The 11,346-nt window shown below is 73.3% G+C and carries 14 protein-coding genes; 9 read left to right on the top strand and 5 right to left on the bottom strand.

Going from position 1 to position 11,346, the window contains the following annotated elements:
- Positions 1-111: 111 nt before the first annotated feature.
- Positions 112-975 carry a GNAT family N-acetyltransferase gene (locus ACWEFJ_RS38720; protein WP_449716851.1) on the top strand — a complete coding sequence of 288 codons (864 nt, stop codon included), beginning with the start codon at positions 112-114 and terminating at the stop codon, positions 973-975.
- Here ACWEFJ_RS38720 and ACWEFJ_RS38715 read toward each other — a convergent pair.
- The 3 genes from ACWEFJ_RS38715 to ACWEFJ_RS38705 all read right to left on the bottom strand — a co-directional run bounded on the left by ACWEFJ_RS38715 (position 956) and on the right by ACWEFJ_RS38705 (position 2,401).
- The gene (locus ACWEFJ_RS38715) at positions 956-1,162 is read right to left on the bottom strand and encodes a helix-turn-helix domain-containing protein (protein WP_378096936.1); all 207 of its coding nucleotides are present in this window, start codon (positions 1,160-1,162) and stop codon (positions 956-958) included. The two genes, ACWEFJ_RS38720 and ACWEFJ_RS38715, sit on opposite strands and share 20 nt — an antisense overlap.
- Positions 1,163-1,243: 81 nt before the next feature.
- Positions 1,244-1,837 carry a hypothetical protein gene (locus tag ACWEFJ_RS38710; protein WP_378096938.1) on the bottom strand — a complete coding sequence of 198 codons (594 nt, stop codon included), beginning with the start codon at positions 1,835-1,837 and terminating at the stop codon, positions 1,244-1,246.
- 99 nt (positions 1,838-1,936) lie between these two features.
- The gene (locus ACWEFJ_RS38705) at positions 1,937-2,401 is read right to left on the bottom strand and encodes an Lrp/AsnC family transcriptional regulator (protein ID WP_449716850.1); all 465 of its coding nucleotides are present in this window, start codon (positions 2,399-2,401) and stop codon (positions 1,937-1,939) included.
- A gap of 79 nt (positions 2,402-2,480) precedes the next feature.
- On the opposite strand from ACWEFJ_RS38705, the gene ACWEFJ_RS38700 reads away from it, so the two are divergent.
- The 6 genes from ACWEFJ_RS38700 (at position 2,481) to ACWEFJ_RS38675 (ending at position 9,085) form a co-directional block, all read left to right on the top strand.
- Positions 2,481-2,924, top strand: coding sequence for a rhodanese-like domain-containing protein (locus ACWEFJ_RS38700; protein WP_449716849.1), 444 nt, complete (start codon positions 2,481-2,483; stop codon positions 2,922-2,924).
- A gap of 15 nt (positions 2,925-2,939) precedes the next feature.
- Positions 2,940-3,680 carry a type 1 glutamine amidotransferase gene (locus ACWEFJ_RS38695; protein WP_449716848.1) on the top strand — a complete coding sequence of 247 codons (741 nt, stop codon included), beginning with the start codon at positions 2,940-2,942 and terminating at the stop codon, positions 3,678-3,680.
- Positions 3,681-3,806: 126 nt separating this feature from the next.
- A complete protein-coding gene (locus tag ACWEFJ_RS38690) occupies positions 3,807-4,940 on the top strand; it encodes an inorganic phosphate transporter (RefSeq protein WP_378096950.1) in 1,134 nt (377 codons plus the stop codon).
- Positions 4,937-5,161 (top strand): hypothetical protein, encoded by a 225-nt coding sequence (locus ACWEFJ_RS38685; protein ID WP_449716847.1) that lies wholly within the window; start codon positions 4,937-4,939, stop codon positions 5,159-5,161. The genes ACWEFJ_RS38690 and ACWEFJ_RS38685 overlap by 4 nt, the downstream gene beginning before the upstream one ends.
- Before the next feature lie 39 nt (positions 5,162-5,200).
- Positions 5,201-8,143, top strand: a complete 2,943-nt coding sequence (locus ACWEFJ_RS38680; protein ID WP_449716846.1) for a bifunctional [glutamine synthetase] adenylyltransferase/[glutamine synthetase]-adenylyl-L-tyrosine phosphorylase — start codon at positions 5,201-5,203, stop codon at positions 8,141-8,143.
- Positions 8,144-8,155: 12 nt separating this feature from the next.
- The gene (locus ACWEFJ_RS38675; RefSeq protein ID WP_378096959.1) at positions 8,156-9,085 is read left to right on the top strand and encodes an NADP-dependent oxidoreductase; all 930 of its coding nucleotides are present in this window, start codon (positions 8,156-8,158) and stop codon (positions 9,083-9,085) included.
- Between the two features lie 46 nt (positions 9,086-9,131).
- Here ACWEFJ_RS38675 and ACWEFJ_RS38670 read toward each other — a convergent pair whose 3' ends face one another.
- Complete coding sequence (locus ACWEFJ_RS38670; protein WP_378096962.1) at positions 9,132-9,341, bottom strand: hypothetical protein; 210 nt, start codon at positions 9,339-9,341, stop codon at positions 9,132-9,134.
- 142 nt (positions 9,342-9,483) lie between these two features.
- Here ACWEFJ_RS38670 and ACWEFJ_RS38665 point away from each other — a divergent pair, with 142 nt between their 5' ends.
- Together ACWEFJ_RS38665 and ACWEFJ_RS38660 are read left to right on the top strand one after the other, a co-directional pair.
- Complete coding sequence (locus ACWEFJ_RS38665; RefSeq protein WP_449716845.1) at positions 9,484-10,146, top strand: hypothetical protein; 663 nt, start codon at positions 9,484-9,486, stop codon at positions 10,144-10,146.
- On the top strand, positions 10,147-10,536 hold the full coding sequence (locus ACWEFJ_RS38660; RefSeq protein WP_449716844.1) for a YkvA family protein: 390 nt from the start codon (positions 10,147-10,149) through the stop codon (positions 10,534-10,536).
- Here ACWEFJ_RS38660 and ACWEFJ_RS38655 read toward each other — a convergent pair.
- Complete coding sequence (locus tag ACWEFJ_RS38655) at positions 10,508-11,215, bottom strand: HAD family hydrolase (RefSeq protein ID WP_449716843.1); 708 nt, start codon at positions 11,213-11,215, stop codon at positions 10,508-10,510. The two genes, ACWEFJ_RS38660 and ACWEFJ_RS38655, sit on opposite strands and share 29 nt — an antisense overlap.
- Between the last annotated feature and the right edge of the window lie 131 nt (positions 11,216-11,346).

The following is an 11,346-nucleotide window of genomic DNA, read 5'->3' as shown; positions in this document are numbered from 1 at the left end:
TACTGCACTCGTGAGGGTGTGGGAGAGTAGGACGCCGCCGAGCATTCTTTGCCTTCAGGGGCACCCGATCGACCGGGTGCCCCTGAAGGCTTTTTGCGTTACGGTCCGGTCGTGGCCGAGGTGACGAGACACGACGACCTGGCGGAGTTCTGGTCGCTGACCGGTGACTTCTTCAACGCCGACCCGGTGTTCCACACGATCCCCATCGCGGCGGTCGACCGCCGGCTCAACCACGCCAGTCCGGACGACGAGCCGCCGCTGCTGGTGACCGTCACCGACGACGGCGTCCTGGTGGCCGCGGCACTGCGCACCCCGCCGTGGCCGCTGACCCTGAGCGGGGTCCCGCCGAGGTGGGCGGAGACCGTGGCGGACGCCTTGGCGGGCGACGTGGAGCTGCCCGGCGTCAACGGTCCGCGCGAGTCGGTGGAGGCGTTCGTCGTCGCCTGGGCCGCCCGCACGGGCTGCGGTGCCCGCGAGCACATGGCGTTGCGGCTGTACCAGCTCGGCGACCTCGTCGCGCCGGACGTCCCCGGTTCCGCGCGCCTCGCCACCGAGGACGACCTGGACCTGCTCAGCCGCTGGCGCACGGAGTTCGGCGTCGAGGCCACCGCGCAGGTCCGGGACGACGACAGCGAGGACCGGGCGCTCCAGGCGTTGCGCATCAGCATGGCCGCCGGCCACGGTCACCTTCTCTGGTACCACGGCGACACGCCGGTGGCGTGGGCGGGCGCGAACGCGCCGGCGTCCGGCATGTCCCGCATCGGCCCCGTCTACACCCCGCCCGAGCACCGCCGGCACGGCTACGGCGCGGCCGTCACGGCGGCCTGCGCGGCGTGGGCGAGGGAGCAGGGCGCGCAGCACGTCGTCCTCTACACGGACCTGGCGAACCCGACGTCGAACTCGATCTACCAGCGGATCGGGTTCCGGCCGGTGGTCGACTCGGCGGAGTTCGTGTTCACCCCGGCCGGTGGCTGAGCAGGTCGCCCGGCTGGCAGTCCAGCGCGTCGCACAGCGCCGTCAGCGTGCTGAACCGGATGGCCCTGGCGCGGCCGTTCTTGAGGACCGACAGGTTGACCACCGTCACGCCGACGCGGTCCGCCAGCTCGGTCAACGTCATCCCGCGCTCGGCCAGCAGCCGGTCGAGGTGCACCTGGATGCTCACACCGTTCCTTCGAGGTCCTCAGCCGCGCCCATGCCCACGATCTTCGCAAGCGACGGCACGGCCCACCCGGCCGACCACCGCTCACACCGTCCCCTCCAGGTCGGCGCGCATCTCCGCGCTCGCCCGCACGATCTTCGACAACGCGAGCACGCCCAGGCCGGTGCCGATCGCCCACCACGGCACGTCCCACTCGAACAGCAGCTGTGACGCGCCGACTCCGGGCAGGACGTGCGCCACCAGGCCGATCCGGGCCGCCGCCTCACCCAGGGTCGCGGCCGGCACGGCGACCAGCGCGAACCACCCGAGGCGGCGCAGCCGGTCCGCGGTCGCGCCGGTGTGGACGCCCTCGACGGCACCCCGTTCGAGCAGTCGCATGAGCAGGAAGAACAGCACGGCGTAGCTCGCGATCGGCGCGACGACGTCCACCAGGTAGAGGACCCGGTCCCCGACGCCCGGCGCGGTCAGGCAGAGGCGCAACGACCCCGCGCCGACCATCACCCCGTCGGCGTGCTCGACCGTGCGGACCAGTTCGCTCCCCGCCTGGGAGGTGACGCACACGGACGTCCCGGCGGACGCGAACGCGATCAGCAGCAGCGCGACCGCCGACCCCACGGTGGTCACCGACCACAGGAGCCGGATGAACGCGGTGAACGGCTGCAACGGGTTGCGCGACACCGCTCAGACCGTCCCGTCGAGGTCGGCGCGCATCTCCGCGCCGCTCCGCACCACCTGGACCGACGACATGACATGCCCCCCGCATATCGTTTATCGATGTTATCGGGAAACGATACCCTCGAAGACCTCACGCGTCACGGGTCGGTTGCGGGCGTGGGAGGAGAAGACCAGGGACGTGGTCGTGTCGCCGTACCGCTGGGCCTGCTCCACGAACTCCTCCAGCTCCGCCATCGACCGGCAAACCACGCGCAGCAGCCAGCAGTCGTCCCCCGTCACGTGGTCGGCGTCGCGGACCTGGGCCAGGGGCGCCACCCGTTCCCGGAACCGGGGCGTGTCGAGGCTGCGCACCCGCACCCGGACGATGGCCTCGATCGGCAGCCCGAGCCGCTGCGGGTCGACCACGGCGACGTACCCGGTGACGATCCCGGCCTGCTCCAGCCGCCGCACCCGCTCGGTCGTCGCCGGCGCGGACAGGGACACCCGCTTGGCCAGCTCGGTGAACGTCATCCGACCGTCCCGCTGGAGCAGCTCCAGCAGCTTCCAATCCAGATCGTCCAGTTCCACCGTGGAATCGTAAGCGGGACGCCGCGCGCGCCTGGACTTCTCCATGGGGAAGTTCCCGCCGGTCGGCGACGATCTACCCATGACGAACACGCTCCGCTTCCCCGCCGCCGACCCCGCCGCCGCGGCCGCGTTCTTCGCCGCCGAGCTGGCCTTCGAAGCCGACCCGGACGACGTGGTCCGTGACCTGGCGGCCGGGACCACCGACGGGTTCCGGCTCGTCGAGACGCGCAGCGCCGAGGCGTTCGCGCGGCTCCGCATCCCCGGCGCGATCAACCTCCCGCACTGGGAGATCGACGCGACGACGACCGCCGACTGGGACCGCGACCTCGTCTACGTCTGCTACTGCGAGAGCTTCGAGTGCAACGCCGCCACGAAGGGCGCGTTGGAGCTGTCCCGGTTGGGGTTCAAGGTGAAGCGGTTGGCCGGCGGCATCACGACCTGGCACGCGTCCGGCTATCCCGTGGAAGGTGACGCGGCCCCGGACGACCGCGTGAGCCTGCACGGCATCTCGTGCGACTGCTGATCTAACCTCGGTCGGGTGACGCGACTGCTGGTGCTGCAACCCGACCGCTCCGACCCGCCCGGCCGCCTCGGCGAGTGGCTGACCGCCGCCGGGGCCGAGCTGGACGTGGTGAAGCCCTACGAGGAACCGGTGCCGGACACGCTCGACGGCTACCGGGGCGTGGTGTGCCTGGGGGGTGCGATGGGCGCGCTGGACGACGCGCGGCACCCGTGGCTGGCCGACGTGCGCCGGCTGCTGTCGCACGCGGTGTCGAAGCGGGTGCCGCTGCTCGCGATCTGCCTCGGCGCGCAGCTCCTGGCGGCGGCCACGGGAGGTCAGGTGCGGCGCAACCCGCAGGGGCCGGAGATCGGCGTGCGGCTGGTCGCCAAGCGGGACGCGGCGAGCGGTGACCCGTTGTTCCACGACCTGCCGTGGACGCCGGACGTGCTCCAGTTCCACGAGGACGAGGTCGGCCTGCTGCCGCCGACCGCGGTGCTGCTCGCGTCCTCCCCGGCGTGCGCCAACCAGGCGTTCCGCCTCGGCGACCACGCGTACGGGGTGCAGTTCCACATCGAGACCACGCCGGAGATGGTTCTCGACTGGGCGGCGGGGTACCCCGACGGTGTGCCGCCGGGTGCCAACCCGCGGCTGCTCGACCCGGAGCGGCTGGCGCAGGGGCACGAGGACATCCGGGAGGTGTGGGAGCCGTTCGCCCAACGATTCGTGCGCCTGGCGGCGGGTGAGCTGACGATCCACCGGAGCCTGCCCTTGGTGTGACGAACGTCCGACAAGGCGAGCGTTCATCGGTTGGACAGGTAGCGTTCACCTCGTAGTCGTGAGCGTTCATCGACCAGACGGGTAGCGTTTACCTTCGACTGTGTCGATTCAGTTGGAGGAATCAGCGTGGATGCCTCGCTCCTCGTCATCATCGTGGTGATCACCGCGTTGGTCTTCGACTTCACCAACGGCTTCCACGACACCGCGAACTCGATGGCGACCTCCATCGCCACCGGCGCGCTGCGGCCGCGCACGGCCGTCGCGTTCTCGGCGGTGTTGAACCTGGTGGGCGCGTTGCTGTCGGTCGAGGTCGCCAAGACCATCTCCGGCGGGATCGTGGACGACGCGCTGATCACGCCCGCGATCGTGTTCGGCGGCCTGATCGGCGCGATCATGTGGAACCTGGTGACCTGGTACGTCGGGTTGCCGTCCAGCTCGTCGCACGCCCTGTTCGGCGGGCTGATCGGGGCGACCTGGGTCGCGTCCGGCGCGGACGCGGTGCACTTCGGCAAGGTCGTGGACAAGGTGGTGGCCCCGGCGATCGCCGCGCCGCTGGTCGCGGGCATCGTGGCGCTGCTCGCCACCTACCTGACCTACCGGCTGACCCGGCGCGGCCGCGCCTCGGTGAACGACAAGGGGTTCAAGGCCGGGCAGATCGCGTCGGCCGCGCTCATGTCGCTCGCGCACGGCACGAACGACGCGCAGAAGACCATGGGCATCATCACGCTCACGCTGATCACCGCGGGGACCCTCGCGCCCGGCTCGGAGCCGCCGCTGTGGGTGATCCTGAGCGCGGCGATCGCGATCGCGCTGGGCACCTACCTGGGTGGGTGGCGCATCACGCACACCCTGGGCAAGGGCCTGACCACGATCGAGGCGCCGCAGGGCTTCGCGGCGCAGACGAGCGCGGCGACCGTGATCATGGCGTCGTCGCACCTCGGGTTCGCGCTGTCCACGACGCACGTCGCGTCCGGCGGGATCATGGGCTCCGGCCTCGCCCGCGAGCGCGACGGCGTGCGGTGGGGCGTGGCGGGTCGGATGGCCGCGGCGTGGGGGTTGACGTTGCCGGCGGCGGGCCTCGTGGGCGCGGTCGCGGGCAAGGTCGCCTCGCTGGGCACGGCGGGCGTGGTGGCCGTGGCGGTGGTCGGGATCGGCGTGTCGCTGGTGATCTGGCTGCTGTCGCGCCGGGAGCCGGTGCGGCCCGAGCACCTGGTGGACGAGATCGCGGCGCAGGCCGAGACGCACAAGGTGGCGGCGTGAAGATCGACTGGGCGGCGTTGGGCGCCGTGTTCGGGGTGAGCCTCGCGGTGGTGTTGGGGCTGGTCCTGCTGTTCTCCGGAGGGCTGCGGGCCTGGTCGGCGCGGGAGGCGGCGCAGCAGCGGCAGGCGTCGACCGCGCTGCCGACGGCCGTGGCGGCGGCCTGCCTGTTGGCGTGCGTGACCGTAGTGTTGTTCGGCATCTACTTGATCGTGGCGGGCTGACCCTCCTGCCGACGTGCCGGCGGGCTACGGTGTTCGTCGATGACCGATCCAGCCCGCCTCCCCACGTCCCCCGCGCGGTTCGGCCTGACCGAGGCGCGCAGCGGTGAACACCTGCGTGCCGCCGGCTGGTGGGAGGGGCGGCGGCCCAGCGAGGGCAACGAACCGATCCTCGTGGCGCTGTCCCGCAGCCCGGACCCGGACCTCGCGCTGCGCGGGGTCGACCGGCTGCGCGTCGCGCTCGGCGACCGGTGGTCCGAGCTGGATCGGGCGCTGCGGGACGGCGAGGCGTTGCGCGGGCGGCTGCTGGCCGTGCTCGGCTCGTCCACCGCGCTGTCGGACTTCCTGATCGCCAACCCGGACCGCTGGCACGGCCTGGTCGACCCGGACCCGGTGGACCCGGCCGCGTTCGCGCCGACCCTGGTCGCCGCGGTGGACGGGCTGACCGGCGCGGACGCCGTGCGGGCGCTGCGGCTGGAGTACCGGGCGCTGCTGTGCCGGATCGCCGCCGACGACCTGGCGCACGTGGTCGAGCCCGAGCAGCGGTACGTCAGCTACGACGAGGTCACGGCCCTGCTGTCGGAGCTGGCCGTGGCCGCGTTGCGGGCCGCGCTGGACGTCGCCGCGCGGCAGGTGCCGCGGTCGGACGAGTGCCGGCTCGCGGTGATCGCGATGGGCAAGTGCGGCGCGCGGGAGCTGAACTACGTCAGCGACGTCGACGTGGTGTTCGTCGGCGAGGGCGACCTGGCCGTGGCGACCCGGCTCGCCGGCGCGCTGATGCAGGTCGCGGGCCAGGCGTGCTTCGAGGTGGACGCGGCGCTGCGGCCGGAGGGCAAGGCGGGCGCGCTGGTGCGCACGCTGGACGGCCACGCCACCTACTACCAGCGGTGGGCGCGGACGTGGGAGTTCCAGGCGCTGCTCAAGGCCCGGCCGGTCGCCGGCGACGAGGAGCTGGGCGCGCGGTACATGGACGTGGTGCGGCCCCTGGTGTGGACGGCCGCCGAACGCGAGAACTTCGTGCCCGACGTGCAGGCCATGCGCCGCCGCGTCGAGGACCACGTGCCGGTGGACCTGACCGACCGGGAGCTGAAGCTCGGCCGGGGCGGGCTGCGCGACGTGGAGTTCGCCGTGCAGCTGTTGCAGCTCGTGCACGGGCGCGGCGACGAGGAGCTGCGCATCACCACGACCACCCAGGCGTTGGCCGCGCTGGGCCGGGGCGGGTACGTGGGCCGCGCGGACGCCGCCGACTTCGGCCGCGCCTACCGGTTCCTGCGCACGCTGGAGCACCGCTTGCAGTTGCAGCGGTTGCTGCGCACGCACCTGTTCCCGGCGGACGACGACGCGGCCGGGTTGCGGTGGCTGGCGCGGGCGGCCGGGTTGCAGGCCGAGGGCGGGCAGTCGGAGAGCCAGGTGCTGCTCGCCGAGTTCCGCAAGCGCGCCAACCAGGTGCGCCGGCTGCACGAGAAGCTGTTCTACCGGCCGCTGCTCCAGGCGGTGGCGAACGTGCCGACCGAGGCGTTGCGGCTGACCACGTCCCAGGCGGCGGCGCGGCTGGCCGCGCTGGGGTACGCCGCGCCCGACGGCGCGTTGAAGCACATCGAGGCGTTGACCCGGGGCGTGTCCCGGCGGGCGCGGATCCAGACGGCGCTGCTGCCCGTGCTGCTGGACCTGTTCGCGACCACCCCGGACCCGGACCGGGGGCTGCTGGCGTACCGGAAGGTGTCGGAGGCGTTGGCCGAGACGCCCTGGTACCTGCGGCTGCTGCGGGACGAGGGCACCGTGGTGGACCGGCTGGCCGCGCTGCTGGGCACGTCGAAGCTCGTGCCCGACCTGCTGGTGCGGGCCCCGGAGGTGCTGCCGCTGCTGGCCGACACCGACGCGCTCGTCGGCCGCGACCCGATGACCATCGGCAACCCGCTGCGCAGCGCCGTGTCCCGCTACAGCGACCTGGACCGCGCGGTGACCGCCGCCCGGTCGCTGCGCCGCCAGGAGCTGCTGCGGGTGGCGTCGGCGGACCTGCTCGGGCTGGTGCCGCTGCGCACGGTGTGCGTGTCGCTGTCCGAGGTGTGGGTGGCGGTGCTGCAGGCCGCGCTGGACGCGGTGGTGCGGTCCTCGGGCGAGCCGTTGGCGTCGATCGCGGTCATCGGCATGGGCCGGCTCGGCGGCCGGGAGCTGGGGTACGGCTCGGACGCCGACGTGATGTTCGTGTGCGAGCCGGCGGCGGGCGTGAGCGACCCGGACGCCGCCCGGTACGCCTCGTCGGTGGTGGAGCAGGTGCGGCGGCTGCTCAGCGCGCCCAGCCAGGACCCGCCGTTGCAGGTGGACGCCGACCTGCGGCCGGAGGGCAGGCAGGGGCCGCTGGTGCGCACGCTCGACTCGTACCGCGCGTACTACGCGCAGTGGGCCGAGCTGTGGGAGGCGCAGGCGCTGCTGCGGGCGCGGGTCATCGGCGGCGACGCGGACCTCGGCGCGCGGTTCATCGGGATGATCGACCCCGTGCGCTACCCCGCGAAGGGCCTGGACGCGAACGCCGTGCGGGAGATCCGGCGCATCAAAGCCCGCGTCGAGGCCGAACGGCTGCCGCGCGGGGCCGACCCGTCCACGCACACGAAACTGGGGCGCGGCGGGCTCGCCGACGTCGAGTGGACCGTGCAGCTCCTCCAGCTCCAGCACTCGTTCGAGGTGCCCGGTCTGCGCACGCCGTCGACCGTGCGCGGGCTGCGCGCCGCGACCGAGGCCGGGCTGGTGTCGCCCGACGACTCCTCGGCGCTGATGGACGCGTGGGTGATGGCCACCAGGGCGCGCAACGCCGTCATGCTCGTGCGGGGCAAGGCCGCGGACCAGCTGCCCACGGTCGGGCGCGACCTGGCCGCGGTGGCGTCGGCGATGGGGCACGCGGGCGACCCCGGCGGGTTCCTGGACGCCTACCGGCGCACGACCCGGCGCGCGCGGGCCGTGGTCGAGCGCATCTTCTACGGTTCCTGAACACTGGGGTTCGTGAAAGCGATCGCGCAGACCGAATTCGGAGATGCCGACGTCCTCGTGGTGCGGGAGCTGCCGGACCCGCCGATCGCGCTGGACCAGGTGCTGGTCGAGGTGCGTGCCGCGGGGGTGAACCCGGTCGACCGGCTGGTGCGCATGGGGTACGTGGCGGGGTCGATGCCGTGCCACTTCCCGCTGGTGCCCGGCTGGGACGTGGCCGGCGTGGTGCGGGCCGTGGGGCCCGCCGTGGACGGGTTCGCCGTCGGGGACGAGGTGTTCGGCTACCAGCGCAAGGACCACGTGCAGCACGGGACGTACGCGGAGCTGGTGGCGGCCACCGAGCGGGGGCTCGCGCACAAGCCGGCGTCGTTGTCGTTCGTGGAGGCGGGCGGGCTCGCGCTGACCGGGCTCACGGCGTTGCAGGCGTTGCGCAAGGTCGGGGTGTCGGCCGGCGACACGGTGCTGGTGCACGCCGCCGCGGGCGGTGTCGGGCACCTGGCCGTGCAGGTGGCGCGCATCCTCGGCGCGTCACGGGTGATCGGCACGGCGTCGCCGCGCAACCACGACTTCCTGCGGTCGCTGGGCGTCGAGCCGGTGTCCTACGGCGATGCGCTGGTGGACAACGTGGCCGAGCTGGTCGGCGGCGACGGGCTGGTCGACGTGGCGTTCGACTGCGTCGGCGGCGCGGCGCTCAACGACTCGCCGGCGCTCGTGCGCGACCCGGCCCGGATCGTGTCCATCGTGGACACCAACGTGCTGGAGCTGGGCGGGCGGTACGCCTACGCCAAGCCCGTGCGGGAGGACCTGGACTGGCTGGCCGGCCACGCGGGCGCGGGCGAGCTGAAGGTCGAGGTGCAGCAGACGTTCCCGCTCGACCAGGCCGCCGAGGCGCACCGGCTGCTGGAGGGCAGGCACGTGCGGGGCAAGGTCGTGCTGACCGTGTGACGGGTGGTGAAGGGCCCTCGTCCGGGCCGAGGGCCCTTCCGCCGGCTCACTCCTCGTGCGGGACGGAGGTGAGCAGTTCGACGATCCACTCCTCGACGAGCGAGTCCTCGGACTCCTCGTCCGCGACGAGCCGGTTCGACACCCGGACGCCGAGACCTAGCACGTCGGCGGCGCCGATCGCCTCGATCGCCTCGGCGGCGGAGTCGAAGATGTTGGTGGACAGCACCTGGGCGGGGGTTGCGACGTCTTCAGACACGGCGCGACCCTAGCCGCCCACCTCGGAAGGGGGATGGGCAGCCCTGGTGTCGACGGCGCGCTCACGGAGGGCTACGCAGCGTCGAACCGGGGTCCGTGCGCATTGACTATCGGCGTTGCTTGTGCCGAGACTATCGACGCTTATGGGGGAGTTCCCCGCGTGCGCCCGGACGAAGGACGTCATGGCCGAGACCCACCGCAGGAAGAGCAACGCGGTCCTGAAGATCAGCCTGGTCGTGCTCGGCGTGCTGGTCCTGCTCGGGGTGATCCAGGCGGTCACCGCGGGCACGGTCGGCGTGGGCGCGCTGAGCGTCACCCTGCGCGAGACCCCCTCGCCCTCGCCGACACCCACCGCCGCGGCCGAGGAGTCCGTCGCGCTGGACGGCGCGGTGGGCGCGGCGCCGTCGTCCTCCGGTGCGGAACCGGCCGCGGAGCCGAAGGTCCTCAGCGGGTCGTGGACGCAGGCGCGCGGCCTGCTCACCGTGGAGGTCACGAAGGTGGAGAACGTGGGCGGCCGGGTCAAGGTGTTCGTCACCGCGGTCAACGCCAGCACCGCGAAGATGGACCTGCCGGTCGCGTCCGTGTCCGCGGTCGACGACACGGGCCGGGAGTACGGGGCGTCGCTGTCGACCAGCCGGTGGCCGGTGTCGATCGCGAACAATGCGGGCATCAACGGGTACCTGGAGCTGGACAAGCCGGTCGGCGCGGAGAGCGGCACGTTCTCGCTCACGTTCGCCGGGATCGTCGGCCGGCTCGCGCCCACCGGCGGCTCGGTCACCGTCACCGGCATCCCGATCCCCAAGTAGGTGGACGTCCTCATCGGTGTCGCGCTGGGGCTGCTGGGCCTGTGGGTCCTGCTGGTCCTGGGCCTGTTCCTGGTCCGGCCGCGCGGCAACGCGCTGACCCTGGCGGTCCGCCTGCTGCCCGACGTGCTGCGCCTGGTGGCCCGCCTGGCCCGCGACGACCGCGTGCCCCGTTCGGCGCGCGTGCGGCTGTGGCTGCTGCTGGGGTACCTCGCCCTGCCGTTCGACCTGGTCCCCGACTTCATCCCCGTCCTGGGGTACGCGGACGACGCGATCGTGGTCAGCTGGGTGCTGCGCTCCGTGATCCGTTCCGTGGGGCCGGAGGTGGTGACCGAACTGTGGCCGGGCACGCCGGAGGGCCTACTCATCGTGCGCCGGCTGACGCGGACCTAGCGCCACCGGGTCCCCACTCGCGCACGATCCGGTCGAGGACCGTCATGCTCGTGACGACGGCACCGGGCCTCTCCGCCGCGAACCGTTCGGCCTTGCCCGGCTTGTTGGCGTACCCGATCGCCCGGGTGCCCGCCGCGCGGGCGGCGTGCAGGTCGGTGGCGGAGTCGCCGACCAGCGCGCACCTCGCCGGCGGCACCGCGAGGGCCTCGACGGCCTGGCTGACGAGGTGCGGACTCGGCTTGAGCAGGGCCGGGTCCGGCTCCGTGCGGGCGGAGACCGCGTGCACCAGGCCCGCGAGGCCGTGCAGGCGGAGGTAGGCGTCCACGGCTGCCCGGGAGTTGTTGCTGACGACCGCGAGCTTCCGCCCGGTCGCGTGCCAGGCGCGGACGAGGTCGTGCGCGCCCGGCGTCGGGGTCGCGGTGGCGGCGGCTTCCAGCTCGTGGGCGCGTAGCGCGGCCTGGACGGTTCGCGCCTCCTCGACGCCCAGGGTGGCGGCGTGGCGGAAGACGTCGAACGGGTCGCCGGTCCCCTCGATCCCGGCGGGCAGGTCGGCGGCCAGGAGTCGGCGGAGCCGGTCGGCCACGTGACGCGCGGGGAGGTTGGCGAACAGGGCGCAGACGGGGCCGTCGAAGTCGAGCAGGAGCGCGTCGGCGGTCGTGAGGACGGCGTGCGGGGTCACCGCCTCATGGTGTGCCACGGGTTCCGGGCGGGAAGGCCGAGGGCCGGGTGACTGTGGCAGTCACCCGGCCCTCGGCCTGTGGAGGCTCGGTGGGGCTCCGCCGGGAGCCCCGCGCCGATCACACGTCGTAG

Source organism: Actinosynnema sp. NPDC004786, assembly GCF_053601135.1.
Note: the sequence above shows the minus strand (reverse complement) of the source record. Positions and strands in the feature narration are given on the sequence as shown.